Genomic DNA, 25745 nt, shown 5'->3' on the forward strand with positions numbered 1-25745 from the left:
GCGGGGCAAGCTCGCTCCCACAGGGAATGAGGTTCTCACTGTGGGAGCGGGCTTGCCCCGCGAAGAGGCCTCAGACGTCCTGATAGCTCTCGATCGACGGGCAGGCACACACCAGGTTGCGGTCGCCGAACACGTTGTCAACGCGGCCGACCGGTGGCCAGTACTTGCCTTCGACCAGCGAGGCCAGCGGATACACCGCCTGCTCGCGGCTGTACGGGTGGCTCCACTCACCGGCGATTTCGGCGGCAGTGTGCGGGGCGTTCTTCAGCGGGTTGTCGTCCTTGTCCAGGCTGCCGCTTTCGACCGCGCGAATCTCTTCGCGGATGCGGATCATCGCCTCGCAGAAGCGGTCCAGTTCTTCTTTAGACTCGCTTTCGGTCGGTTCGATCATCAGCGTGCCGGCCACCGGGAACGACATGGTCGGGGCGTGGAAGCCGAAGTCGATCAGGCGTTTTGCCACGTCATCGACACTGATGCCGCTGCTGTCCTTGATCGGGCGCAGGTCGAGGATGCACTCGTGCGCCACCAGGCCATTGCTGCCGGTGTACAACACAGGATAGTGCTCTTCCAGGCGGCGGGCGATGTAGTTGGCGTTGAGGATGGCCATTTGCGAGGCACGCTTGAGCCCGGCGCCACCCATCATGCGGATGTACATCCAGGTGATCGGCAGGATGCTGGCGCTGCCGAACGGTGCGGCGCAAACCGCGCCCTGCTTGTTGTCCATGTGCGCATGGCCCGGCAGGAACGGCGCCAGGTGCGATTTGACGCCGATCGGGCCGACGCCCGGGCCGCCACCGCCGTGGGGGATGCAGAAGGTCTTGTGCAGGTTCAGGTGCGAAACGTCGCCGCCGAACTTGCCCGGGGCGCAGAGGCCGACCATGGCGTTCATGTTGGCGCCGTCGATGTACACCTGGCCGCCGTTGTCATGGATGATCGCGCAGATCTCGCCAATGGCTTCTTCGAACACGCCATGGGTCGAGGGGTAGGTGATCATCAGCGCGGCAAGGTGTTCGCGGTGTTCGATGGCCTTGGCACGCAGGTCGTCGATGTCGACGTTGCCGCGGGCGTCACAGGCGGTGACTACAACGCGCATGCCGGCCATGTGCGCGGTAGCGGGGTTGGTGCCGTGGGCCGAGGACGGGATCAGGCAGATGTCGCGACGCGCTTCGCCGCGGCTCTGGTGATAGGCGCGAATCGCCAGCAGGCCGGCGTATTCGCCCTGGGAGCCGGCGTTGGGCTGCAGCGACACGGCGTCGTAGCCGGTGGCGGCGCAGAGCATGGCTTCCAGCTCGCTGGTCAGTTGCTGGTAACCCTGGCTCTGCGCGGCCGGGGCGAACGGGTGCAGGCTGCCGAACTCGGCCCAGGTCACCGGGATCATTTCGCTGGCGGCGTTGAGCTTCATGGTGCAAGAGCCCAGCGGGATCATGGTGCGGTCCAGCGCCAGGTCCTTGTCAGCCAGGCGGCGCAAGTAGCGCATCAGCTCGGTTTCGCTGTGGTAACGGTTGAACACCGGGTGCTCGAGAATCGCCGACTGGCGCAGCAGCGTGCGTGGCAGTTGTGCCTGAACGCTGGCGGCGAGAGCGGCGAAGTCCGGGCTGGCCTTGCCAGCGGCGAACAGCTGCCACAGGGCTTCGACGTCGGCCTGGGTGCTGGTTTCATCCAGCGACAGGCCCAGGCGCTGGGCGTCGATCTGGCGCAGGTTCAGGCGTTGGCCGCGGGCCTGGTCGTGCAGAGCGGCGGTGCTGCTGCCGGTGGCCAGGGTCAGGGTGTCGAAGAAGTGTTCCACTTCGACCTGTACACCCAACTGTTGCAGGCCGGCCTTGAGGATCGCGGTCAGCGCGTGGGCACGCTCGGCGATCTGCTTCAGGCCCTGAGGGCCGTGGTACACGGCGTACATGCTGGCGATGTTGGCCAGCAGTACCTGGGCAGTGCAGATGTTGCTGGTGGCTTTCTCGCGGCGGATATGTTGCTCGCGGGTCTGCATGGCCAGGCGCAGTGCGGTCTTGCCGAAGCGGTCGATCGACACGCCGACCAGGCGGCCGGGCATGTCGCGCTTGAATGCATCGCGGGTCGAGAAGAAGGCGGCATGCGGGCCACCGAAGCCCAGCGGTACACCAAAGCGCTGGGCGCTGCCGATGGCCACGTCGGCGCCGAATTCGCCCGGAGGGGTCAGCAGGGTCAGGGCCAGCAGGTCGGCCGCCACGGCGACCAGGGCATTGGCCGCGTGGAAGCGCTCGACCAGCTCGCGGTAGTCGAAGACTTCACCACTGCTGGCCGGGTATTGCAGCAGGGCGCCGAAGAAGGCGCTGACATCGCTCAGCTCACGCTCGTCGCCGACGACAACCTCGATACCCAGCGGCTCGGCACGGGTGCGCAGCACGTCCAGGGTTTGCGGGTGGCAATGCACCGAGGCGAAGAAGGCGTGGCTGCCCTTGTTCTTGCTCAGGCGTTTGCAGAAGGTCATGGCTTCGGCAGCGGCAGTGGCTTCGTCGAGCAGGGAGGCGTTGGCGATCGGCAGGCCGGTGAGGTCGCTGATCAGGGTCTGGAAGTTCAGCAGCGCTTCCAGGCGGCCCTGGGAAATCTCTGGCTGGTAAGGGGTGTAGGCGGTGTACCAGGCCGGGTTTTCCAGCAGGTTGCGCAGGATCGGCGCCGGCGTGTGGCAGTTGTAGTAACCCTGGCCGATGAAACTCTTGAACAGCTGGTTGTTGCCGGCGATGGCCTTGAGCGAGGCCAGCGCCTGGGCTTCGCTTTGCCCGGCGCCCAGCTCAAGGACGCTGGTGCCCTTGATGCTGTCGGGGATGACCGCGGCGCTCATGGCCTCCAGCGAGTCAAAACCGAGGGTGGCGAGCATGTGCTGCTCGTCGTGCTGGCGCGGGCCGATGTGGCGGGCGATGAATTCGTTGGCAGTGCCGAGGTTGATGGTCATGGCGGTTCCTCAGGCGTCAGCGTTGGCTTTGATCAGGCGGTCGTAGGCGTCCTGGTCGAGCAGTTGCGCGACGGCGCCGGCGTCGGCCGGGATGAAACGGAAGAACCAGCCTTCACCCAGCGGGTCTTCGTTGACCCGTTCGGGGTTGCCTTCGAGCTGGTCGTTGACCGCTACCACTTCGCCGGTCAGCGGCATGTACACGCCGCTGGCAGCCTTGACCGATTCGACGGTCGAGGCTTCGGCGCCTTGCTCGTAGCGTTGCAGCTCTGGCAGTTGCACGTAGACCACATCGCCCAGGGCGTTCTGGGCGAAGGCGGTGATCCCGACGGTGACGCTGCCGTCAGCTTCGCTACGCAGCCATTCGTGATCTTCGGTAAAACGCAACTCGCTCATGGAAACTCCTCAAGGGCCGCAGGGGACGGCTGTGGGCATGGCTCAGGTGAGCCCAGGGATGGGTAATGCCATAGCAATATTGCGGCCATATCTAAAATATCGTTTTAAAACAAATAGTTAGATAATTTACGGGAAGAGAATACATAACCGGTGTAGCGAAATCGCTACACCTAGGGGTGAGAAAAAAAGCTCAAGTGGATCAGAACCTTGCACTGTGGCCCTGAAATTGTGCTGTATCGATATCGTTACGATGTAGTGATTTCGCTACAGTTGTTCAGGGCTTGGCCGGGATGCCGTACTTGCGCAGGCGATGGGCGATGGCGGTGTGCGAGGTTTGCAGGCGGCTGGCTAGCTGGCGGGTCGAGGGGTAGCTGCTGTAGAGCTTTTCCAGCAGGTTGCGCTCGAAGTCTTCCACGGCCTGTTCAAGGCTGTCGACTTCAGCGTCATGGCCGCGAGCCACCGAGGTGCCGGCAATGTCCAGGTCGCCGATGTCCACCAGGCTGCTTTCGCTGATGGCCGCGGCGCGGAAGATCACGTTCTGCAGCTGGCGCACGTTGCCCGGCCAGCGGTTGCCCAGTAGCGCCGGGTAAGTGGCCGGGGCCAGGCGGCACAGCGGGCGCTGGATCTGGGTGCAGGCCTGCTGCATGAAGTAGCGCGCCAGCAGGAGGATGTCCTGGCCACGTTCGCGCAACGGTGGCACCTGCAGGTTGAGCACGTTCAGGCGGTAGAACAGGTCTTCGCGAAAGGTGCCCTCGGCGACCATTTTTTCCAGGTCGCGGTGGGTGGCGCTGAGGATCCGTACATTGACCTTGACCTCGCGATCACCGCCGACCCGGCGAAAGCTGCCATCGTTGAGAAAACGCAGCAGCTTGGCCTGCAGGTACGGTGACATCTCGCCGATCTCGTCGAGGAATACCGTGCCCTGGTTGGCCAGTTCCATCAGCCCCGGCTTGCCGCCACGTTGCGCGCCGGTAAAGGCGCCGGGGGCGTAACCGAACAGCTCGCTTTCGGCCAGGTTCTCCGGCAGCGCCGCACAGTTGAGGGCCAGGAAGGGCGCACTGTGACGGCTGCTGATAGCGTGACAGGCGCGGGCCACCAGCTCCTTGCCGGTGCCGGTTTCACCGTTGATCAGCAGCGGCGCGTCCAGAGCTGCAACGCGTAGGGCGCGGGCCTTGAGGGTGCGGATCGGCGGGGAGTCGCCGAGCAGCGCATCGAAGCCCTCGGCGTGATCATGGTGCAGTGCCGACAGCCGTTCGCCAATGCGGTTGGGCTGGTACAGGGTCAGCAGGGCGCCGGCGTTGGTGATCGGCGTGGCGTCGAGCAGCAGGGTCTGGCCGTTGAGGGTCACTTCGCGCAGGGGCAGGTGAAAGCCCTGTTCGATCAGCGCTTCGAGCAAGCCCGGGTCGCCAAACAGGTCGGCCACCGAACGGTCGGACGGTTCCTGCCCGCACAACGCCACCAGCGCCGGGTTGGCCAGCAGCACGTGGCCGGCGCTGTCCAGGGCCAGCACCGGGTCGCTCATGGCCGCGAGCAGGGCATCGAGCTGCAGGTGACGGCGCTGGCCGGGGAGGATGTCGACCACTTGTACGGTTTGCACGCCCTGCACGTTGAACAGCGCGTCGTGCAGCTCTTCGAGCACGTGGGGGCTGAGGGTCGGGGCGTCGATGTAGACGTTCGGCGGCACCATCTCCACGGCGTCCAGGTTGAGGTTGCGGGCGCCGAGCAGGGCCAGCACTTCCTGGGTGATACCGACACGGTCGATGAAACTGACGTGGATGCGCATGGGGGAGGGGGTCAAGGCTGCCGAAGGCGGCCAGTATGCTGTTCAGCGCAATCGCGGGGCAAGTCGGTTCGCCGCACCGCCGCTCCTACCTGGGTGAGAGCGGCGGTGCGGCGAACCGACTTGCCCGGCGATGAGGCCGGTAGGGCTATTCGAAGTGCTCGGGATTGACCGGGTCGCCCGACTTCACCTCCAGCTTCTCGCGAATGTCCTCGAACATCAGGTCGTAGATCTTGTGCCCTGAGCCCAGGCTCTCGAATTTCTTCGGCGACGGCATGTAGCTCTGCGCCTTGCGCGTGGCAACACTCAGGAAGCTTGGCAGTACCTCTTCCTTGCTCAGGAAGAACTTTTCCTCCACGGTCTTGCCTTCGATGCTCCCATGCATGTGGAAATCAATGCCGTGTTTGTTGGCTTCCCGGACTACTGCGTACTCGATATTCAGGTCGTAGCTGTGATCAGCCTTGTTCAGCGCAGTGCGCTCGATATGCACGTGACCGGGTTCGAATTTGGCCATGATGGAATCCTCCGCAAAGGTGAAAACGGCGGGCCCAAGGCCCGCCAACTGCATTCAACGGTAGCTGATTCCCGGCTTGGCGGTGGAAACCCGGGTACCGGCCGTACCCTTGACGATATCCTCGATGTCGGCCAGAGAACCGATGACCGCCACTTTGCCGGTGTGGCGTGCAAAGTCGCAAGCGGCCTGGACTTTCGGGCCCATGGAGCCTGCGGCAAAGCCCAGGCGTTCGAGCTCGTCAGGGTGCGCCTGGGCAATTGCCTTCTGGCTTGGCTTGCCATAGTCGATGAACGCCGCGTTGACGTCGGTGGCGATCACCAGCAGGTCGGCTTCGAGCTGTTCGGCCAGCAGCGCCGAGCACAGGTCTTTGTCGATCACCGCCTCGATGCCCTTGAGCTTGCGGTCGGCGTCATACATGGTCGGGATACCACCACCGCCGGCGCAGATGACGATGCTGCTCTTTTCCAGCAGCCATTTGATCGGGCGGATCTCGAAGATGCGCTTGGGTTTCGGGCTGGCGACCACACGGCGGTATTTGTCGCCGTCGGCCTTGACCACCCAGCCTTTCTCTTTGGCCAGGCGCTCGGCGTCTTCTTTGCTGTAGACCGGGCCGATGAACTTGGTCGGGTCCTTGAAGGCCGGGTCGTTGGCGTCCACTTCGACCTGGGTCAGGAGGGTGGCGAACGGTACTTCGAAGTCCAGCAGGTTGCCCAGCTCCTGCTCGATGATGTAGCCGATCATGCCTTCGGTTTCGGCACCGAGCACGTCCAGCGGGTAGGCTTCATCAGGTTTGTAGGATTGCGCCTGCAACGACAGCAGGCCGACTTGCGGGCCATTGCCGTGGGCGATGACCAGCTCGTTGCCCGGATGGATCTTGGCGATCTGCTCGGCGGCAATGCGGATATTGGCGCGCTGATTGTCTGCAGTCATGGGTTCGCCACGGCGCAGCAGGGCGTTGCCGCCCAATGCAACAACGATACGCATGATGATGTCCTTCTAGAAAAGGGAGATGCCACCCTGTAGGAGCGGGCTTGCCCCGCGATGGCGGTGCATCTGCTGCACCGCGGTGACGCTATCGCGGGGCAAGCCCGCTCCCACAGAGACTGGCAGCTGGATTACAGGTCAGCCAGGGTCGACACCAGGATCGCCTTGATGGTGTGCATGCGGTTTTCCGCTTGCTCGAAGGCGATGCAGGCTGGCGACTCGAACACGTCGTCGGTCACTTCAATGCCGTTGGCCAGGTTCGGGTACTGCTCGGCGATCTGTTTACCGACCTTGGTGTCGGAGTTGTGGAACGCCGGCAGGCAGTGCATGAACTTGGTGCGCGGGTTGCCGGTGGCTTTCATCAGCTCGGCGTTGACCTGGTACGGCAGCAGTTGCTGGATGCGTTCGCCCCAGGCTTCAACCGGCTCGCCCATCGATACCCAGACGTCGGTGTGAATGAAGTCGACGCCTTTGACCGCAGCTTTCGGGTCTTCGGTCAGGGTGATGCGCGCGCCGCTTTCTTCCGCGTATTTCTTGCAACGGGCGACCAGGTCATCGTGCGGCCACAGGGCTTTTGGCGCGCAGATACGCACGTCCATGCCAAGCTTGGAGCCGACCAGCAGCAGCGAGTTGCCCATGTTGTTGCGCGCATCGCCCAGGTAGGCGTAGCTGATCTCATGGATCGGCTTGTCGGCGTGCTCACGCATGGTCAGCACGTCGGCGATCATCTGGGTCGGGTGGTATTCGTCGGTCAGGCCGTTGAACACCGGTACGCCGGCGAACTTCGCCAGTTCTTCGACGATTTCCTGCTTGAAGCCACGGTATTCGATGGCGTCATACATGCGCCCGAGTACCCGGGCGGTGTCCTTCATGCTTTCCTTGTGGCCGATCTGCGAGGAGTTCGGGTCGATGTAGGTGACGTTGGCGCCCTGGTCATAAGCAGCTACTTCGAATGCACAACGGGTGCGGGTCGAGGTCTTCTCGAAGATCAGCGCAATGTTGTTGCCTTTGAGGTGCTGCTGCTCGGTGCCGGTGTACTTGGCACGTTTCAGGTCGCGGGACAGGTCCAGCAGGTAGCGCAACTCGCGAGGGGTGTGGTGTTCCAGGCTCAGCAGGTTACGGTTGTGGATGTTGAACGCCATGATGTTTCTCCTGTTCTTGTGAACGGAAAGCGGTAATCGGCCCGCCTGCACCGGCAGGTGCAGGCGGTTGATGGTCGTCTAGTAGTCGATAGGGTCGCGCACGATCGGGCAGGTCATGCAGTGACCGCCGCCGCGGCCACGGCCCAGTTCGCCGGCGCTGATGGTGATGACTTCGACGCCTGCCTTGCGCAGCAGGGTGTTGGTGTAGGTGTTGCGGTCGTAGCCGATGACCACACCTGGTTCAACCGCCACCACGTTGTTGCCGTCGTCCCACTGCTCGCGTTCGGCGGCGAAGCTGTTGCCACCGGTCTCGACCACGCGCAGTTTCTTCAGGTTCAGCGATTCGGCGACCACGTCGAGGAACGTCTTGTTCTCGCGGCGCACGTCCAGGCCATATGGCTTGCTGCTGTCCGGGCGAATGACGAACGGCACGATTTCCTTGACCACTTCCGGGAAGACCGTGACCAGGTCGCGGTCGCAGAAGCTGAACACGGTGTCCAGGTGCATCGCTGCACGGGATTTCGGCAGGCCGGCGACCACCACTTTTTCCACCGCGCCTTTGGCAAACAGCGATTGCGCCAGTTGGCCGATGGCCTGGCGCGAGGTGCGCTCGCCCATGCCGATCAGGACCACGCCATTGCCGATCGGCATGACGTCGCCGCCTTCGAGGGTGGCCTTGCCGTGGTCCTGGTCCGGATCGCCGTACCAGATTTCAAAGTCGGCCGCGGTGAACTCAGGGTGGAACTTGTAGATGGCGGTGGTCAGCAGGGTTTCCTGACGTCGCGCCGGCCAGTACATCGGGTTGAGGGTCACGCCGCCGTAGATCCAGCAGGTGGTGTCGCGGGTGAACTGGGTGTTGGGCAGTGGGTCGAGCAGGAAGCTTGAGTGGCCCAGGTAGTCGCGGTACATCTTGATCACGCCGGCGCCTTCACTTTCCGGCAGGTCTTCACCGGCCACGCCGCCGATCAGGAACTCAGCCAGTTTGCGCGGCTCCAGGCCTTCGAGCCAGCTGCGCACTTCGTTGGTCAGGCCGACACCGACGGTGTCCGGGGTGATCTTGCGGTCGAGGATCCATTTCAGCGCTTCGGGGTTCTGGATGGTCTCGGTCAGCAGGTTGTGCATTTCCAGCACTTCGATGCCGCGCTCACGCATTTTGGTGACGAAGTCGAAGTGGTCGCGTTTGGCCTGGTTGACCCAGATAACGTCATCGAACAGCAGTTCGTCGCAGTTGCTCGGGGTCAGGCGCTGGTGCGCCAGGCCAGGGGAGCAGACCATCACTTTGCGCAGTTTGCCGGCTTCGGAATGTACGCCGTACTTAACTTTATCCGTGGACATGGTTCATTTCCTCCAAGTTGCGAAAACGGGTGGTTACAGAGTCAGGAAGCCGTCGTACAGGCCATAGGCAGCCACCAGGGCACCAATGACTACGGCGGCGAAGATCAGCTTCTCCACGTTGGTAAAAATCGGTTGGCCGACCTCGCGCTTGGCCTTGGCGAACAGGATCACGCCAGGGGCATACAGCAGGGCCGAGAGCAGCAGGTATTTGACGCCGCCGGCATACAGCAGCCAGACCGCGTAGAGCAGGGCGATGGCGCCGATGACCAGGTCTTTCTTGCGTTCGGCCAGGGCCTGTTCGTAGGTTTCGCTGCGTACCGCGAGCAGGAAGGCATAGGCCGCCGACCACAGGTAAGGCACCAGGATCATCGAGGTGGCGAGGTAGATCAGCGACAGGTAGGTACTGGCCGAGAACAGGGTGATGACCAGGAAGATCTGCACCATGGCGTTGGTCAGCCACAGGGCGTTGGCCGGCACGTGGTTGGCGTTCTCGCGGCGCAGGAACTCCGGCATGGTGTGGTCTTTGGCGGCGGCGAACATGATCTCGGCGCACAGCAGTACCCACGACAGCAGGGCCCCGAGCAGCGAGATGATCAGGCCGACGCTGATCAGCACCGCACCCCAGTGGCCAACCACGTGCTCAAGCACGGCGGCCATCGACGGGTTCTGCAGCTTGGCCAGCTCCGGTTGGGTCATGATGCCCAGCGACAGCACGTTGACCAGCACCAGGAACAGCAGCACGGTGATGAAGCCGATGACCGTGGCCTTGCCGACGTCCGAGCGTTTTTCCGCCCGGGCCGAGAAGATGCTCGCGCCCTCGATGCCGATGAACACCCAGACGGTGACCAGCATCATGTTGCGCACCTGGTTCATCACGCTGCCCAGGTCCGGGTTCATCGAGCCCCAGATGTCAGCGGTGAAGATATCCAGCTTGAAGGCGAACAGGGCGATCAGCACGAACAGCGCCAGCGGCACGACCTTGGCTACGGTGGTGACCAGGTTGATGAAGGCCGCTTCCTTGATCCCGCGCAATACCAGAAAGTGCACGGCCCAGAGCAGCACCGAGGCGCCAATGACGGCTGCCGGAGTGTTGCCCTCGCCAAAGATCGGGAAGAAATAGCCGAGGGTGCTGAACAGCAACACGAAGTAACCGACGTTGCCCAGCCAGGCACTGATCCAGTAGCCCCAGGCTGAAGAAAAGCCCATGTAATCGCCGAAACCGGCCTTGGCGTAGGCGTATACCCCGCCGTCCAGGTCAGGCTTGCGATTGGCCAGGGTCTGGAACACGAAAGCCAGGGTCAGCATGCCGATGGCGGTGATGCCCCAACCGATCAGAACAGCGCCTACATCAGCACTTGCGGCCATGTTTTGCGGCAGCGAAAAGATCCCGCCGCCGATCATCGAGCCGACAACAAGTGCAACCAGCGCACCAAGTCGTAGTTTTCCGGGAGCGTCTGACATTGAATAACTCCGTACCAGGAGAAGAGATGACGCTAGAATAAATCCAGCGGCGAAGTCATTAGCTGATTCAGGTCAGTTCATGAGGACATTCCATTGCAGATCAATGACTGAAACAGCCTCCCGGAGTCTGCCGATCGCAGTACTGCAAGCCTTGTCAACTGGCACCTCCATGGCGTTTTAGAGCAATCGCTCTTGCGGGGCTGCGAGAATTGAAGCTAGTCCGTTTTGGGCGAATCGCAAATTTTCCCTGAGAATTTTTCTTATTAGCTTGAAGAAGCGCGAATTGTGCACAAAACTCACCGTTTAGTTCGTCAGGCATAGACTCGCTAGTTATGAGCAGAAAGCGCTTAGTGGTTTAATATATATAGACGCTTAGAGTCAGATTATATTTAACTCAGGGTGTACCACTGGCGTTACAAACACGAGACAGAAGGGGATCTGCATGTCCGAACCTGGACAGAAATTACGCCTGGGGGCGTTGATCGCCTTGGTGGTCGGCTCGATGATCGGCGGCGGGATCTTTTCGCTGCCGCAAAACATGGCTGCGCGCGCCGACGTCGGCGCCGTACTGATCGGCTGGGGCATCACCGCGGTGGGCATGCTGGCCCTGGCCTTCGTGTTCCAGACCCTGGCCAACCGCAAGCCGGAGCTCGACTCCGGCGTGTATGCCTATGCCAAGGCCGGGTTTGGCGAGTACATGGGCTTTTCTTCGGCTTGGGGCTACTGGATCAGCGCCTGGCTGGGCAACGTCGGCTACTTCGTGCTGTTGTTCAGCACCCTGGGCTTCTACTTCCCGGTGTTTGGCGAGGGCAACACGCCGATCGCCATCGCCTGTGCCTCGCTGCTGTTGTGGGCCGTACACTTTTTGGTGCTGCGCGGCATCAAGGAGGCGGCGTTCATCAACCAGGTGACCACCGTGGCCAAGATCGTGCCGTTGGTGATGTTCATCGTCATCGCCGCGGTGGCCTTTCGCGCCGACATTTTTACCCGGGACATCTGGGGCCTGAGCAACCCGAAATTCGGCGGCGTGCTCGACCAGGTGCGCAACATGATGCTGGTGACGGTGTTCGTGTTCATCGGCATCGAGGGCGCCAGCGTCTACTCCGGGCGGGCGGCGAAGCGCTCGGACGTCGGCAAGGCCACGGTGATCGGCTTTATCGGTGTGCTGGCCTTGCTGGTGCTGGTCAACGTGCTGTCGCTGGGGGTGATGACCCAGCCGGAGCTGGCGGCCTTGCAGAACCCGTCGCTGGCGTCGGTGCTTGAGCATATCGTCGGGCCCTGGGGCGCCTTGCTGATCAGTATCGGCCTGGCGGTATCGCTGCTGGGGGCGCTGCTGTCATGGGCCTTGCTGTGCGCCGAGATCCTCTTCGCCACCGCCCGCGACCAGACCATGCCGCGCTTTCTGGCCAGGGAAAACGCCAACCACGTGCCGGCCAATGCGCTGTGGCTGACCAACGTGATGATTCAGCTGTTCCTGCTGATCACCCTGTTTTCCGCCGGGACCTACACCAGCCTGATCTACCTGGCCTCGTCGATGATCCTCGTGCCGTACCTGTGGTCGGCGGCCTACGCGGTGTTGCTGGCGGTGCGCGGCGAGTCGTATGAAGGCCACCCCGGTGCACGGCGCAAGGACCTGCTGATTGCCGGTATCGCGCTGATCTACGCGATCTGGCTGCTGTATGCCGGTGGGCTGAAGTACCTGCTGCTCTCGGCGCTGCTGTACGCGCCAGGGGTGATCCTGTTTGCCCGGGCCAAGCACGAGCAGGGCCAGGCGCTGTTTACCACCTGGGAGAAGCTGATCTTCGCCGCCGTGCTGGTGGGCGCGGGGTTGGCGGCCTATGGCTTGTACAGCGGGATGTTGAGCCTTTAATCAGTGCCGGCACATTCACCAACAGGCAGCAGCAGAACCCAGCTCACAAGCCCCCTGCTGCCAATCCAACGGTGCCCCTTCGACCAGCAGCGGCGCCTTCAGCCGCTGCGCCAGCCCCCAGGGCGTCTGCTCCAGCTGCGGGTTCAGATCCGCTGCCGTCTCAGCCTGTAACGGCAAATCCGCTGCCAGCGTCCCCTGATCGATTAACAGCTTTGCCGTGCGCGCCAGCGACAGGCGCAGGGTTGCCCCGCAACCGCTGCCCAGGCGTTCGCTGTAGGCCTTGATCGCCGCAGCCGCCATCAGGTACCCGGTGCCATGGTCCAATGCCTGCACCGGCAACGGCACGGGCTTGTCGGCCTGTTGCCAGCGCATGCCTTCACAAGCGATGCCGCAGCTCATCTGTACCAGGCTGTCGAAGCCCCGGCGCTGTTGCCAGGGGCCGCTCCAGCCGTAGGCGTTGAGGCTCACATCGATCAGCCCGGGGTTGAGCTGGCGGCGCTGTTCGCTGGCATACCCCAGTCGTTCGAGGGCATCGGCGCGGTAACCATGCAGGAGAATATCGGCTTCACTGAGCAGGCGTTCAAACACCCGTCGATCATCCCCATCGTGCAAGTCCAGGCGCGCACAACGTTTACCCAGGGTCACCTCGGCAACCACCGCCGGTTCCTCCCAGCCTGGCGGGTCGATCCGCAGCACCTGCGCGCCGAAGCCTGCCAGCAGGCGACTGGCTGTGGGGCCGGCGAGGATGCGGGTCAGGTCCAGCACCTTGACCCCGGCCAGAGGTCGGACGGCGTTACCGGTCCAGCGTCTTTTTGTAAAGGCTGGAGCCCGTTGGTGATGAATCAACGGCTCGGCATTCACTGCCAGGCCCTGAGGATGGGCCGACCATTCGGACCAGTTGCGCATTTGCGCGGCGCAACCGCCAGCGGTGACTATCGCGCTTTCCAGCTCACGTGCGCGCCAGCGCGCAACCAGCCCAGCCATGTGTGCGCGGTCAGCCGCACGGCCCACTACCTTCTGGGCGGCGGCGCGATGATGAGCTGCGTTGGTATGCAGGCGAATCCAGCCATCCTCGGCGCGGTAGTCACCGGCAATCGGGTCCCACAAGGGCGATGTACTCCAGCCTTGCGGGCGCAGGCTGGTGGCGAACCAGAACGAGCTCAGGCGGCGGTCAACTTCAACGCCAGGCGGTTGCTCAAGCTGGCGCTGCAGCAGTTCGGCGATTGCCAGGCCACAGGCGGCAATGCTGCTGCTGGCAAGCTCGGTGACGGCGAAAGTCGAAGGCAGGGCGCCGTTGCCGCGAAAGCGCAGGCTATTGCGCAGTGCCGTTGGCAGCTGCAGTTCGGCGACAAGGGTGTCGAGTAGCGCGGTCATCAATGGCCCTCCAGCGGAAGGGCCATTGCAGACCATCAGCGGCGCCAGGTCAAACCCGGAACTGATCCATCAAGGCCATCTGCTGCGACGACAGGGTGTTGAGCTGGCTGCTCACCTGCGCCGATTCCGCGGCCTGGCCGGTCAGGGTTTCGGTTACCCCGCGGATCGCCGAGACGTTGCGGTTGACCTCTTCGGCCACCGCGCTCTGCTGTTCGGCGGCACTGGCGATCTGCAGGTTCATGTCGCTGATCACCGTGACCGCCTCGCTGATCTTGTCCAGCGCCTGCACCGCCTGGTGGATCTGCCCGGCGTTTTCCTGGGCCTTGCCGTGGCTCGAATGCATGGTCGCCACCACCTCGCGGGTGTTGCTCTGGATGCGCTCGATCACCTGGCGGATTTCTTCGACCGAGTCCTGGGTACGGCGCGCCAGGTTGCGTACTTCGTCGGCAACCACGGCAAAACCACGGCCGCTCTCACCGGCGCGGGCGGCTTCGATCGCGGCGTTGAGCGCCAGCAGGTTGGTCTGCTCGGCAATGCTGCGGATCACCTCCAATACCGAGCCGATCTGTTCGCTGTTCTGCGCCAGGGTTTCCACTTCGCCAACGGCTTTGCTGACCTCTTCGGCGAGCACGGTGATGTCGCGGGTGCTGCGCTCGATGATCGCCATGCCGTCCTTGGCCGAACGGTCGGCACCGCGGGCGGCGTCGGCGGCACTGGCGGCGCTGTTGGCGACGTCGTGGGCGGTGGCGCTCATTTCGTTGGAGGCGGTGGCCACCTGGTCGATCTCGCGAAACTGCACCTGCATGCCTTCGCTGGTGCGCTGGGCAATTGCCGAAGACTGGTCGGCAGTGGCCCGGGCCTGGGTGATGCTCTGTTTGATCTGGGCAATGGTTGGTTGCAGCTTGTCGAGAAAGCGGTTGAAGCCGCCGGTCAGCCGCCCCAGCTCGTCCTTGCGCGCATAGCGCAGGCGCTGGGTGAGGTCGCCGTCGCCGCTGGCGATGTCTTCGAGCATGCTCGCTACGCTGTTGAGCGGGCGGGTCACGCCGGTGGCTGTCAGCCACATCAGCAGCAGGCCGCCGAGGCCGGCCAGGGTGGCGAACAGCACCACTTTGAGGGTACCGCTGGTGCGGGCCTCTTCAAGGGTCGCCTGCAGGCTGATGGCATCGGCCAGCAGTACCTGCTTGGGCAGGTCGATAAGGATGCCCCAGGGTTTGCTGTCGGCAATCGGCTGCACCGGGTTGACGGCGCGGACGGTATCGCCTTGTTCAAGGATCAGTGGCTGGTTGCCGGCGAGCTTCTGCAGCGCTTGCTGGCCGTCCTGGCCGATGGCCTTGCCGACCTTGCCGGCATCGTCGCTGTTGGCCGCCAGCAAGCCGCTGGGGGCGACGATCATCAGGTGGCCGGCACCATTGAACAGCTCCTGCTGGGCCTTGGCGGCAGCCGCCTGCAGGGCATCGAGGGAGATATCCACACCGGCCACGCCGATCACCTTGCCGTTGTGCAGCAGCGGCATGGTGATGCTGGTCATCAGCATTTGCTTGCCGCCGACGGTGTCGGAGTAGGGCTCGAGCAGGCAGGAGCGCGCGCTGTTGCGTGAGCAGGTGTACCAGACGTTGTAGGGCGTGCCGCTGAGATTGATCTCGGTCTTGTTCAGGTCGACATCGCTGATCACCGTGTTCAGCGCCTGACCCTGGGCGCGGCTCCAGTAGCTGGCAAAGCGCCCGCTCTCGTTGCTCAGGCGTTTGGCGTCGTTGGCAAAGGCACTGTCGCCGCCGTCCAGGCCGTCGGCCTCGAAGGCCAGCCACACGCCCAGCACGTCGGGGTTGCGCTTGAAGCTGGTGGCCAGGCTCTGGTTGATCGCTTCTCGCAGGTCGCCAGCGCTCAGGCCGCGCTCGCGAGCCAGTTGCTGCAAGTCCTGGACCTGGTCGGCGAGGGCGGTGATGACGGTCTGGCTGTCGCTGAAAGTACGCCGCAGCATCTCGGCCTTTTCGCCGGCCCGGGCCTGCAGCAGGGCCTGGACATTGCGGGTGAGCATGGTGGTGCTGGCGTCGCCGACCAGCTCATCGCTCTGGTGCGATTGATACAGGTTGATACCGACGACGAGTGCGACCACGCCAAGCAGGCAGAGGCCGGAGAGCAGGACGATTTTCAGGCGGATCGAGAGCGTGTCGAACATGGACGTACTCGCTAAAAGGCAGGCCGGTAGAGGACCGAGCCACGGGCGGGCTCGATTCGCTACATCCTTTTAGCGATAACAGTTCATCGGCCTTATAGCCTTAGCCATGAGTGCTCGCCGATGAACGGTCGGCAAGGCTCAAGGGCGCGGTTTCTGGCCGCGACCAGATCCACAGGTTACCCAGGCTCATGCCGGCGATGGCGAGAAACACCGGCCAGCGGTGCTCGAGAAACACCAGCATCAGGCCAGCGCACAGCAGCATGCTGACAGTGGCGCTGACCTTGGCCCGGCGCTGGATTACCTTGCCGTTGCGCCAGTTGCTGAGGATCGGCCCGAACAGCCGGTGGTTTTCCAGCCAGGCGCTCAGGCGCGGCGAGCTGCGGGTGGCGGCCCAGGCGGCGAGGAGGATGAACTCGGTGGTGGGCAGGCCGGGAATCACGATCGCTACCAGGCCGATGCCCAGGCTTACGTAAGCCAGCAGGCCGAAGAGCAGGCGCGAGAGTTTTGAAGCGGCTGGGCGGGTCATGGGCTTGTCGGTGTGCACGGGCAAGGCCCGGTTACCACGAGGGTAACCGGGTACGGCGCATCAGGCCAGTTCGGCTTTAGGCGCAGTTGCGTAAGCGTGTTTGAGCAGCTCGGTGAAACGCTCGAAGGCGGCCACGGCGCCTTGCTCGGCCTTGGCTTCTTCTTCGGCGCTCAGTTCCAGGCCGTCGAGGATGCGCGTGAACTGCTTCCAGCCTTCAGCGCGGCCACCGGCCGGCTCGCCCAGGTGACGGGCACCGAAGCTGTCCGACAAGCCCAGGCCGACGGCACGCTTGATCAGGAAGGCGGCGCCGAGCTTGGAGCCTTCGGAGACGAAGATCCAGCCCATGGCTTCACCCAGGCTGGGGTTTTGCAGGGCGCCGGCGAAGTCGGCGGGGATCTCGGTGTTCAGGTCAGCCAGGTCCAGGCCGGCCTGTTCGGCGCGGCAGCGTGCGGCGAGGTCAGGGACGATGGCGATCAGCGCCGGGTCGGTGTACAGCGCCTTGAGCTCGGACTGGAACAGGTACTGGGCAACCACGAAGCGGGCGAAGCTCTCGCGGGTTTCGAACGGCGCGTGGGATTTGACCAGGGCGTCCAGCTCGGTGTGCGGGGCGTGGGTCAGCTGGTTCAAGCGTTGCGAACGCAGGCTGGCGCGTTCGGCGGTGGTAGCGGCGGTCATGGTGATTCCTTGCGAAATGGGCGTGCCTGATGACTAGACGAATGAGAAGACGCGGGACAGTAAAAAAACCTCACCTGTGGGGGGGCTGCATTTGCAGCCCATCGCGGGTCTAGCCCGCTCCCACAGGTTCGCGGTCAGATGTCCCAGACCAGGTTGATGGCGAAATTACGGCCTGGCATGGTCAGGCGGTCGAGGTTGGCGGGGGCGGTCACCGCCGCTTCACCGAGGCCGTCGTAGCCGCGCACGTCATCCCACTGCCAGTACTTCTTGTCGGTCAGGTTGTAGAGGCCGGCGTTGACGGTGATGTCATCGCTGACCTTGTAGAACCCGGTCAAGTCGAGTACGCCGTAACCCGGGGTGCGGAACTGCTTGCTGGTGCCGTCGGGGGCGAAGAAGGTGGTGTCGTCGACGCGATCCTTGCGCTTGACCAGGGTCCAGCTCAGCAGCGCGCCGTATTGCTCTTGCTCGTAACCCAGGCCCATCACCGCGGTCAGCGGGTTGACGCTGTTGAGCGGCTGGCCGGTGTCGTCGTTGCGGCCATGGGCGTAGGCCAGCGAGCCCTGGGTGTAGAGGCCGTGCGGCGCACCGAAGGCGTCGAGGTTCAGGCGGCCCTTGAACTCGGCACCCTTGATGGTGGCGTGCTTGATGTTGTTGGCTTCGAAGGTCTGGCCGAGGTTGCTGCCCTGCACGGCGTCTTCGTTGATGAAGTCGCGGTACTTGTTGTAGAACACCGCGACATCGAAGTTACCCGCTTCGAAGTTACCGCGCAGGCCGGTCTCGTAGCTCTTGCTCTTTTCCGGTTCGAGGTTGGAGTTGCCGCGCACGCTGTAGCCCAGGCCCGGGTTTTCGAAGCGGCCATACAGCGCCTTGGCGGTCGGCGTGCGGAAGCCTTCGGCGTACTGGCCATACCAGGTGTAGTTGTCGTTGAAGGCGTAGGTCAGGCCGAACTTGGGCGAAACCCGATGCCATTTCTTCGCATCGTCATCAACCGGGTCGGTAGGGCTGGCGCCAACCCCACGCAAGAACTCGTCGGTCATGTGCGGCTTGAGTTCGGTGTAGTCGTAGCGCGCGCCCGGCAGGAAGGTCCACTGGTTCCAGCGGATTTCATCCTGGGCGAACAGGCTGTAGGTGTTGACGGTCGGGTCAGGGAAGTCGCTCACCAGTGCCTGGCTGTCACTGGCGCTGATCTGGCCGATGAAGCGGCAGGCGCCGCCGACGTTCAGGCAGGTGCCAGTGCCGCTGCGCGAGCCGGTGACCTTCTGGTGCTTGAGGGTGGTGCCGTAGGTCAGCAGGTGCTCGGTGGCGCCGATGCTGAAGGCCTTGTCCAGCTGGGCGTCGAACACCCACTGGCGGTCCTTGTAGGTGGTCTGGCGGTCACGGAACACCTGGCGACCGGAGGCGAAGTAGAGCTCTTCGGTACGCTGGTCGGTCTTGCCGATCTGGTAGTTCAGGCTCCACTTCATGTTATCGGCCAGCACGCTACCGAGGGCGAATTCGTGGTTGATACCGAAGCGCTCGCGGGTCACGGTGTCGTTGCCGGTGCGGTCGCGGTACGAGTTCATCGCGCCGAAGCCAGGAATGAACGGCCCGCCCACGGCGCTTTTCTGTTTGAGGTCGCGGTCGTCCTTGTAGTTTTCATAGGTGAAGGCCAGGCGTGCGTCGTCGGCGTAGTTCCAGCCGGCCTTGGCGAGGATGTTGGTGGTGCGCACATCTTCCGGGTTGGCGGCGGTGCGCGCCAGGCCGGTGCCGCCGTGGCTGCTGTAGGACTCGGTTTCATGGCCGTTGCGCTGGCTCAGGTGCAGCAGGCCGTCGAACTCGCCCTGGCGGCCGGCAACGGTGGCCGAGTTCAGCCAGCTCTCATCTGCCGAGCTGTAGCCAGTCTTCAGGCGTGCGCCGACGTCCTGGCCGGGCTTGATGATGTCGTCGGGGTCGAGGGTGAAGTAGCTGACCGCGCCGCCAATGGCGTTGCTGCCGTACAGCACCGAGGCCGGGCCACGGAGGATCTCCACGCGCTTGACGATTTCAGGGTCGACGTAGTTGCGCTGGGTCTGGGCGTAGGGGCCGAAGAAGAAGCTGTCGGGGATCGACACGCCGTCGATCTGGGTCAGCACCCGCTCGCCGTCGATACCGCGGATGTTGTAGCCGTTCAGGCCGCTGCGCTGGCCGGTGCCGCTGACCGAAACGCCAGGCTCGTAACGCACCAGTTCCTTGATGTTGTTGACGTTCTGGCGGTCGAGTTGTTCGCGGGTCTGCACGCTGACGGTGCTCGGCACCTGGCTGACGTCCTGGGCGCTGCGGGTGGCGCTGACGGTGATCTGCTGCAGGGCGATGGCCTTGCCGGCGCTGCGTTCGATCACCACGTTGGCGCTGCTCAAGGTGCGGTAGCTCAGGCCGGTGCCGGCCAGCAGGCGCTGCAGGGCGGCCTCAGGCTTCAGTGAGCCATGCACGCCCGGCGAGGCGACGCCATCGGCCAGTTCGGCAGAGAAGCCCACTTGCCAGCCGGTGACCGAGGTAAAGGCATTGAGCGCTGACACCAGCGGCTGCTGGCCGATGGCGAAGCGGTAGTCGCCCATGCGCGGGGCACTGGCCTGGGCCGGCTCTGCGGCCAGCGCCGGCAGACTGCAGGCGCCGCTGGCGAGCATGGCCAGGGTCAACAGGGAGAGCGTGCAACGCTGCAGGCCGGGGGTACGTGAAGTGGCTGAAGATCGACGAGTGAAACCAGTGGACATCGAAAGCGCTCCCTGTCGCGCAAATGTTATAGGTGCTGGCTGATTCAAAAATAAGAATCAGTTGCATTAGCTATAACGAGACGTAACAGCGTCAGGGATCGCGTAAAAAAACTTTTGCCTCAGTTGAGAATCACCAGCGCCGGGTACTCATGCAACTGCGCCGAGGTGATGTGGGCCAGGGCGCGCAGGGTTTCCAGCGGCTGGTCGAGGCGGTAGTTGCCGGTGACCGCGACGTTCGCCAGCTGTTCGTTGCCGTTGATGATCCACCCCGGGTAGTAGCGGCGCAATTCGGCCAGTACCTGGTTCAGCGGGCAGTTTTCGAACACCAGCCGGCCCTGGACCCAGGCCAGGTCTTTTTGCGCATCCAGACGCCCGCGCTGGCCAAAGCCATTGGGGCCGACGCTGATGCTGTCGCCCGCCGACAGGCGAATGCGCTGGTCGCTGCTGGCCTGCAGGTCGACATCGCCGCGTTGCACCCGCACCTGGGCTTCGCCGTTGAGGTAGCGCACGGCAAAGTCGGTGTCGCGCACACTGGCGCGCAACGGGCCGGCTTGCAGCTCCAGGGGCGGTTGGGCGCCAGCGGGAATCTCGAAATAGGCCTCGCCCTGCAGCAGCCGGGCAACCTGGCGGTTGTCGCGCAGGTCGCTGGCAAAGGCCGAATTGGTGTTGAGCAACACCTTGGAGCCGTCGTCCAGTTGCAAGCGCTGGCGTTCACCGACCACGGTCAGGTGATCGGCCTGCAGGCGCACCGGCAGGTTGCCGACGGTGAAAATCCCCACCAGCAGCACAGCGGCTGCGGCCAGGGGCTTGTAGTGCGGGCGGATGCGTGAGCGCAGGCTGCGACGCTGCACCTGGTGCAGTTGCCCGGCTGCCTGGCGCAAGGGCGCGCCGTTCCAGATGGCCTCGGCCTCGACATAGGCGCGGGCATTGGCCGGGTCAGCCTCGAGCCAGGCTTCGAAGGCCTGGGTGTCTTCGGCGCTGGCACATTGCAGGCGGATCAGCCAGTCCAGGGCCTGGTCCATGGCCTGGTCACTGGCAGCTTGGCCAGGCGGCGCGGGGCGAGGAGGGGGACTGTCGGTCACGGGTGGGTCCTTGGCGGGGCTGGCGCTTTTTGCGAATGATCCGGGGTATCCATGGGGATGGCAAGGTTTTAGCTGCGATCCACGACGGGCTGTTTACTTCAGCCGGTCGGCTACCCCTACACAGATGGCCATGATCAGTTTCAGTTCCTTCTGAACCGTGCTTGCCGACACTTTCAACTGTTCGGCGATTTCCAGGTAACTGGCGCCGTGCAGGCGGCTGAGGATGAAGATGCGTTGCTGGCGCTCGGTCAACTGGGCGAGGCTGACGCTCAGGCGCTTGAGCAGTTGTTCGGCGTGGGCGGCGTCTTCGGCGCTGCTGCTGGGCGCGGCGACGTTGTGCAGAATTTGCTCGGGCACGTCCTCGACCAGGTTGCGCGACTGCGCCCGGCGCGCGCGCAAGTGATCAAGGGCGAGGTTGCGCGCAGTCTGGAAAACGAAGGGTTCCAGGTGCTCGATGGGGCGTTCGCCAAGGGCACGGGTAACCCGCAGGTAAGTCTCCTGCAACAGGTCTTCGGCAGTGCTGGGGTTATCCACCATGCGCTGCAGGGTGCGCAGCAGGCTGACCCGCTGGGCGAGGAAAACGACGTTGAACTGGGACTGACTCACAGCGGTACCCGACCATGGCGTGGCGAATGATAATGCTTATCATCAACGCTTTGGTCAAGTACTGCCTCCTGCGAGGTTGTGATCCTAGCGGGCGTTGCACAGTGCCAGGCAGTTATCCAGCATGCGGTTGGAGAAGCCCCATTCGTTGTCGTACCAGGCCAGTACCTTGAGCATGCGCCCGTTGGCGCGGGTGTGGTTGGCGTCGAAAATCGACGACAGCGGGTTGTGGTTGAAGTCGCAGGACACCAGCGGCAGGCTGTTGTAGCCCAGTACCTTGGAGTGCCGGCTGGCCTCCTTGAACAGCGCGTTGACGGCCTCGGCCGTGGCCTCGCGCTCAAGATTGACGGTAAGGTCGACCAGCGACACGTTGATCACCGGCACCCGCACGGCCATGCCGGTGAGCTTGCCGGCCAGTTCCGGCAGCACCAGGCCCACGGCTTCGGCGGCGCCGGTCTTGCTCGGGATCATCGACTGGGTTGCCGCACGGGCGCGGTACGGGTCGCTGTGGTAAACGTCAGTGAGGCTCTGGTCGTTGGTATAGGCGTGGATGGTGGTCATCAGCCCCTGCTCGATGCCGAACTCGCGGTGCAGCACCTGGGCCAGCGGCGCCAGGCAGTTGGTGGTGCACGAAGCGCTGGAGATGATCTGGTGCGAAGGGCGCAGGATGTCATGGTTGACCCCGTACACCACGGTGGCATCCGCGCCCTTGGCCGGTGCCGAGATAATGACTTTGCCGGCCCCGGCAGTAAGATGGGCGGCGGCCTTGGCGCGTTCGGTGAATAACCCGGTGCATTCGAACACCACATCGATGGCCTCGGCTTTCCACGGCAGTTCCGCTGGGTTGCGGATGGCGCTGACGGCAATGCGGTCGCCGTTGACGGTAATACTCTCGTGATCGGATTCAACCGTGGCAGCAAAGCTGCCGTGGACACTGTCGTATTTGAGCAGATGGGCATTGATCGCGCTGTCGCCCAGGTCGTTGATGGCGACGACCTGCAGGTCCTGACGGTAGCCTTGGGTATAGAGTGCGCGAAGGATGTTGCGGCCGATGCGGCCAAAGCCATTGATTGCGATACGAAGGGTCATGGAGCTACCTCTGGCAGACCGGGTGAAGCCCGTGGCAATTGAAGTTTTGCTTCACTGCATCTGATTTTGTTGTTGGAATTACAAGATTATTCGTAAAAAAATAGAAAACAAGCCTTTTTGCTGGCAATATTTTATTCAATCTACAACGAGCGATCGGCCAAGCCGTCCCTCCCGCAACGCATCGCCCCTGCCCTTGAGCCTAGGTCGCGATCGTTGATAAGGGAAACCGCCGCAGAGGTCGCAACCACCGATAGCCTGGAGTCCAGTACATGCATCCGCGCATTCTTGAGGTCACCCAACGGCTGATCGCCCGCAGTCGCCCCACCCGTGAACGCTACCTTGAGCTGATTTGCGGGGCCGCCAGCGACGGGCCGATGCGTGCCAAGCTGCAATGCGCCAACTTCGCTCACGGTGTCGCCGGTTGTGGCAGCCAGGACAAAGACAGCCTGCGGATGATGAACGCGGCCAACGTCGCCATCGTCTCCGCCTACAACGACATGCTCTCGGCGCACCAGCCTTACGAGCATTACCCCGAACAGATCAAGCAGGCGCTGCGCGAAATCGGCTCGGTCGGCCAGTTCGCCGGCGGCGTGCCGGCCATGTGCGACGGCGTCACCCAGGGTGAGCCGGGCATGGAGCTGGGCATCGCCAGCCGCGAAGTGATCGCCATGTCCACCGCCATCGCCCTGTCGCACAACATGTTCGACGCGGCGCTGATGCTCGGCATCTGCGACAAGATCGTCCCCGGCCTGCTGATGGGCGCGCTGCGCTTTGGCCACCTGCCGACCGTTTTCGTCCCCGGCGGGCCGATGCCGTCGGGCATCTCCAACAAGGAGAAAGCCGATGTGCGCCAGCGCTACGCCGAAGGCAAGGCCAGCCGCGAAGAGCTGCTGGAATCGGAGATGAAGTCCTACCACAGCCCCGGCACCTGCACCTTCTACGGCACCGCCAACACCAACCAGCTGTTGATGGAAGTGATGGGCCTGCACCTGCCGGGCGCCTCCTTCGTCAACCCCTACACGCCGCTGCGCGATGCCCTCACTGTCGAGGCTGCGCAGCAAGTCACGCGCATGACCAAGGCCAGTGGCAGCTTCATGCCGCTGGGCGAGATCGTCGACGAGAAATCCCTGGTCAACTCCATCGTGGCCCTGCACGCCACCGGCGGCTCGACCAACCACACCCTGCACATGCCGGCGATTGCCCAGGCCGCCGGCATCCAGTTGACCTGGCAGGACATGGCGCAGCTTTCGGAAGTGGTGCCGACCCTGTCCCACGTCTATCCGAACGGCAAGGCCGATATCAACCACTTCCAGGCTGCCGGTGGCATGGCCTTCCTGATTCGCGAACTGCTCGATGCCGGTTTGCTCCACGAAGACGTCAACACCGTCGCTGGCCACGGCCTGCGCCGCTACACCCGGGAGCCGTTCCTTGAGGCCGGCAAACTGGTCTGGCGCGAAGGCCCGCAGGCCAGCCTCGATGAGACGATCCTGCGCCCGGTGGCCCGGGCGTTCTCGCCCGAAGGCGGTCTGCGGGTGATGGAAGGCAACCTCGGTCGCGGGGTGATGAAGGTGTCCGCCGTCGCCGCCGAGCACCAGGTGGTCGAAGCCCCGGCACTGGTGTTCCATGACCAGCAAGCACTGGCCGATGCCTTCCAGGCCGGCCAGCTTGAGCGTGACTTCGTCGCCGTGATGCGCTTCCAGGGCCCGCGCTGCAACGGCATGCCCGAGCTGCACAAGATGACCCCGTTCCTCGGCGTGCTGCAGGATCGTGGTTTCAAGGTCGCGCTGGTAACTGACGGGCGCATGTCCGGTGCTTCGGGGAAAATCCCCGCAGCCATTCACGTCTGCCCCGAAGCCTTCGACGGCGGCCCGCTGGCGCGCTTGCGTGACGGCGATATCGTCCGCGTCGATGGCGTCGCCGGCACCCTGACGGTGAAACTCAGTGCCGCAGAGCTGGCCGATCGTCAACTGCCCGCCGCGCCGACCGGCAACGACCTGGGTTGCGGCCGTGAGCTGTTCGGCTTCCTGCGCACCGCCCTGAGCCCGGCCGAGAAGGGCGCCAGCGCCTTCACCTCGGCGCTGGAGACGCTCAAATGAAGCGCGCACTGGTCGGCGATATTGGCGGCACCAATGCACGCTTTGCCCTTTGGGAAGACAACCGCATGCACGCGGTGCAGGTCTTTGCCACGGCCGACTACACCAGCCCGGAACAGGCCATCGGCGCTTATCTGGCCGCCCAGGGCCTGGCCCGCGGCGAGCTGGGCGCAGTGTGCCTGGCGGTGGCCGGGCCGGTCGATGGCGACGAGTTTCGCTTTACCAACAACCACTGGCGCCTCAGCCGCGAGGCGTTCTGCAACACCTTGCAGGTTGAGCGCTTGCTGTTGATCAACGATTTCACTGCCATGGCCCTGGGCATGACCCGCCTGCAGGCGGGCGAGTACCGCAGTGTCTGCCAAGGCGCGCCGGATCCAGGCCGCCCGGCGCTGGTGATCGGCCCGGGCACCGGCCTTGGCGTCGGCACTTTGCTGAGCCTGGGTGACGAGCGCTGGATGGCGCTGCCGGGCGAGGGCGGGCATGTCGACCTGCCGGTGGGCAATGCCCGCGAAGCGCAGATACATCAGCAGATCGCCAACGAAATCGGCCATGTCAGCGCCGAGACCGTGCTCAGCGGCGGCGGCCTGTTGCGCTTGTACCAGGCCATCTGCGCCCTCGATGGCCAGCCTGCGCCATTGCAGAGCCCGGCGGCGATCACCGACGCGGCGCTGGCCGGCGAGCCGGTTGCCCTGGCGGTGATCGAGCAGTTCTGCCGGTTCCTTGGCCGGGTGGCGGGCAACAACGTGCTGACTCTTGGCGCGCGAGGCGGGGTGTTTATCGTCGGCGGCATCATTCCGCGCTTTGCCGAGCTGTTCCTGGCCAGCGGCTTTGCCGCCAGTTTTGCCGACAAGGGCTGCATGAGTGGCTACTTCAAGGATGTCCCGGTATGGTTGGTGACCGCCGAATTCTCCGGCTTGCTCGGGGCCGGCGTAGCGTTGCAACAAGCCGGTTGAGCGGTGGAGCAAGGAGTGATTCGTGAGCAAGTCGATACTG

19 protein-coding genes and 1 pseudogene are annotated in these 25745 nt (G+C 63.8%); 3 read left to right on the top strand and 17 right to left on the bottom strand.

Translation table 11 applies throughout. The features are described 5' to 3' along the window. Positions 1 to 70: 70 nt before the first annotated feature. From gcvP to arcD (LOY22_RS05055), 8 genes are all read right to left on the bottom strand, one after another. On the bottom strand, positions 71 to 2926 hold the full coding sequence (gene gcvP / locus LOY22_RS05020; protein WP_258596639.1) for an aminomethyl-transferring glycine dehydrogenase: 2856 nt from the start codon (positions 2924 to 2926) through the stop codon (positions 71 to 73). Positions 2927 to 2935: 9 nt separating this feature from the next. Beyond that, positions 2936 to 3319: a glycine cleavage system protein GcvH gene (gene gcvH / locus LOY22_RS05025; protein WP_045196405.1), complete on the bottom strand. Its 384-nt coding sequence runs from the start codon at positions 3317 to 3319 to the stop codon at positions 2936 to 2938. A 274-nt stretch (positions 3320 to 3593) separates the two neighbouring features. Beyond that, positions 3594 to 5102 (bottom strand): sigma-54-dependent transcriptional regulator, encoded by a 1509-nt coding sequence (locus LOY22_RS05030; RefSeq protein ID WP_093387118.1) that lies wholly within the window; start codon positions 5100 to 5102, stop codon positions 3594 to 3596. 145 nt (positions 5103 to 5247) lie between these two features. Further along, positions 5248 to 5613, bottom strand: coding sequence for a DUF5064 family protein (locus LOY22_RS05035; protein ID WP_195885744.1), 366 nt, complete (start codon positions 5611 to 5613; stop codon positions 5248 to 5250). A gap of 54 nt (positions 5614 to 5667) precedes the next feature. Next, positions 5668 to 6597, bottom strand: coding sequence for a carbamate kinase (arcC, locus tag LOY22_RS05040; protein ID WP_093387115.1), 930 nt, complete (start codon positions 6595 to 6597; stop codon positions 5668 to 5670). 131 nt (positions 6598 to 6728) lie between these two features. After that, the gene (locus tag LOY22_RS05045; RefSeq protein ID WP_045196413.1) at positions 6729 to 7739 is read right to left on the bottom strand and encodes an ornithine carbamoyltransferase; all 1011 of its coding nucleotides are present in this window, start codon (positions 7737 to 7739) and stop codon (positions 6729 to 6731) included. A 78-nt stretch (positions 7740 to 7817) separates the two neighbouring features. After that, positions 7818 to 9074, bottom strand: coding sequence for an arginine deiminase (gene arcA, locus LOY22_RS05050; protein WP_045196415.1), 1257 nt, complete (start codon positions 9072 to 9074; stop codon positions 7818 to 7820). A 33-nt stretch (positions 9075 to 9107) separates the two neighbouring features. Continuing rightward, on the bottom strand, positions 9108 to 10535 hold the full coding sequence (arcD, locus tag LOY22_RS05055; RefSeq protein ID WP_045196417.1) for an arginine-ornithine antiporter: 1428 nt from the start codon (positions 10533 to 10535) through the stop codon (positions 9108 to 9110). A gap of 442 nt (positions 10536 to 10977) precedes the next feature. Between arcD (LOY22_RS05055) and arcD (LOY22_RS05060) the strand changes: the two genes are divergently transcribed. Further along, positions 10978 to 12405, top strand: coding sequence for an arginine-ornithine antiporter (gene arcD / locus LOY22_RS05060; RefSeq protein ID WP_045196419.1), 1428 nt, complete (start codon positions 10978 to 10980; stop codon positions 12403 to 12405). Between the two features lie 15 nt (positions 12406 to 12420). Here the strand turns inward: arcD (LOY22_RS05060) and LOY22_RS05065 are convergent, their stop codons facing one another. From LOY22_RS05065 to gap, 9 genes and pseudogenes are all read right to left on the bottom strand, one after another. After that, the gene (locus tag LOY22_RS05065) at positions 12421 to 13779 is read right to left on the bottom strand and encodes a CoA transferase (RefSeq protein ID WP_258596644.1); all 1359 of its coding nucleotides are present in this window, start codon (positions 13777 to 13779) and stop codon (positions 12421 to 12423) included. A 49-nt stretch (positions 13780 to 13828) separates the two neighbouring features. Further along, positions 13829 to 14584: a methyl-accepting chemotaxis protein gene (locus LOY22_RS27015; protein WP_408980946.1), complete on the bottom strand. Its 756-nt coding sequence runs from the start codon at positions 14582 to 14584 to the stop codon at positions 13829 to 13831. 102 nt (positions 14585 to 14686) lie between these two features. Further along, a pseudogene (locus tag LOY22_RS27020) lies at positions 14687 to 15955 on the bottom strand (HAMP domain-containing protein); the annotation flags it as partial. A gap of 100 nt (positions 15956 to 16055) precedes the next feature. Then, entirely contained in the window at positions 16056 to 16481 is a 426-nt protein-coding gene (locus tag LOY22_RS05075; protein ID WP_045196600.1) for a YbaN family protein, read from the bottom strand. Positions 16482 to 16541: 60 nt separating this feature from the next. Then, a complete protein-coding gene (locus LOY22_RS05080; protein WP_093387105.1) occupies positions 16542 to 17156 on the bottom strand; it encodes a biliverdin-producing heme oxygenase in 615 nt (204 codons plus the stop codon). Between the two features lie 134 nt (positions 17157 to 17290). Continuing rightward, a complete protein-coding gene (locus LOY22_RS05085; protein WP_093387100.1) occupies positions 17291 to 19885 on the bottom strand; it encodes a TonB-dependent receptor in 2595 nt (864 codons plus the stop codon). A 119-nt stretch (positions 19886 to 20004) separates the two neighbouring features. Beyond that, positions 20005 to 20967: a FecR domain-containing protein gene (locus LOY22_RS05090; RefSeq protein ID WP_093387096.1), complete on the bottom strand. Its 963-nt coding sequence runs from the start codon at positions 20965 to 20967 to the stop codon at positions 20005 to 20007. A 93-nt stretch (positions 20968 to 21060) separates the two neighbouring features. Continuing rightward, the gene (locus tag LOY22_RS05095; RefSeq protein ID WP_093387092.1) at positions 21061 to 21573 is read right to left on the bottom strand and encodes an RNA polymerase sigma factor; all 513 of its coding nucleotides are present in this window, start codon (positions 21571 to 21573) and stop codon (positions 21061 to 21063) included. Between the two features lie 84 nt (positions 21574 to 21657). Beyond that, positions 21658 to 22659, bottom strand: coding sequence for a type I glyceraldehyde-3-phosphate dehydrogenase (gap, locus tag LOY22_RS05100; protein WP_045196433.1), 1002 nt, complete (start codon positions 22657 to 22659; stop codon positions 21658 to 21660). Positions 22660 to 22928: 269 nt separating this feature from the next. On the opposite strand from gap, the gene edd reads away from it, so the two are divergent. After that, entirely contained in the window at positions 22929 to 24755 is a 1827-nt protein-coding gene (gene edd / locus LOY22_RS05105; protein WP_258596648.1) for a phosphogluconate dehydratase, read from the top strand. Further along, positions 24752 to 25705 (top strand): glucokinase, encoded by a 954-nt coding sequence (locus LOY22_RS05110; protein WP_093387076.1) that lies wholly within the window; start codon positions 24752 to 24754, stop codon positions 25703 to 25705. The genes edd and LOY22_RS05110 overlap by 4 nt, the downstream gene beginning before the upstream one ends. Positions 25706 to 25745 lie beyond the last annotated feature (40 nt).

It is taken from the genome of Pseudomonas sp. B21-035 (genome assembly GCF_024748945.1).
GTDB lineage: Bacteria > Pseudomonadota > Gammaproteobacteria > Pseudomonadales > Pseudomonadaceae > Aquipseudomonas.

Bases quoted from the DNA above. Each gene is read 5' to 3' on its own strand.
- gcvP (WP_258596639.1), bottom strand. From the start codon at position 2,926: ATGACCATCAACCTCGGCACTGCCAACGAATTCATCGCCCGCCACATC.
- LOY22_RS05110 (WP_093387076.1), top strand. From the start codon at position 24,752: ATGAAGCGCGCACTGGTCGGCGATATTGGCGGCACCAATGCACGCTTT.
- arcA (WP_045196415.1), bottom strand. From the start codon at position 9,074: ATGTCCACGGATAAAGTTAAGTACGGCGTACATTCCGAAGCCGGCAAA.
- gap (WP_045196433.1), bottom strand. From the start codon at position 22,659: ATGACCCTTCGTATCGCAATCAATGGCTTTGGCCGCATCGGCCGCAAC.
- arcD (WP_045196419.1), top strand. From the start codon at position 10,978: ATGTCCGAACCTGGACAGAAATTACGCCTGGGGGCGTTGATCGCCTTG.
- LOY22_RS05085 (WP_093387100.1), bottom strand. From the start codon at position 19,885: ATGTCCACTGGTTTCACTCGTCGATCTTCAGCCACTTCACGTACCCCC.
- gcvH (WP_045196405.1), bottom strand. From the start codon at position 3,319: ATGAGCGAGTTGCGTTTTACCGAAGATCACGAATGGCTGCGTAGCGAA.
- LOY22_RS05075 (WP_045196600.1), bottom strand. From the start codon at position 16,481: ATGACCCGCCCAGCCGCTTCAAAACTCTCGCGCCTGCTCTTCGGCCTG.
- edd (WP_258596648.1), top strand. From the start codon at position 22,929: ATGCATCCGCGCATTCTTGAGGTCACCCAACGGCTGATCGCCCGCAGT.
- LOY22_RS05035 (WP_195885744.1), bottom strand. From the start codon at position 5,613: ATGGCCAAATTCGAACCCGGTCACGTGCATATCGAGCGCACTGCGCTG.
- LOY22_RS05080 (WP_093387105.1), bottom strand. From the start codon at position 17,156: ATGACCGCCGCTACCACCGCCGAACGCGCCAGCCTGCGTTCGCAACGC.
- arcC (WP_093387115.1), bottom strand. From the start codon at position 6,597: ATGCGTATCGTTGTTGCATTGGGCGGCAACGCCCTGCTGCGCCGTGGC.
- LOY22_RS05045 (WP_045196413.1), bottom strand. From the start codon at position 7,739: ATGGCGTTCAACATCCACAACCGTAACCTGCTGAGCCTGGAACACCAC.
- LOY22_RS05030 (WP_093387118.1), bottom strand. From the start codon at position 5,102: ATGCGCATCCACGTCAGTTTCATCGACCGTGTCGGTATCACCCAGGAA.
- LOY22_RS05065 (WP_258596644.1), bottom strand. From the start codon at position 13,779: ATGACCGCGCTACTCGACACCCTTGTCGCCGAACTGCAGCTGCCAACG.
- LOY22_RS27015 (WP_408980946.1), bottom strand. From the start codon at position 14,584: ATGCAGGTGCAGTTTCGCGAGATCGACCAGGTGGCCACCGCCTCCAAC.
- arcD (WP_045196417.1), bottom strand. From the start codon at position 10,535: ATGTCAGACGCTCCCGGAAAACTACGACTTGGTGCGCTGGTTGCACTT.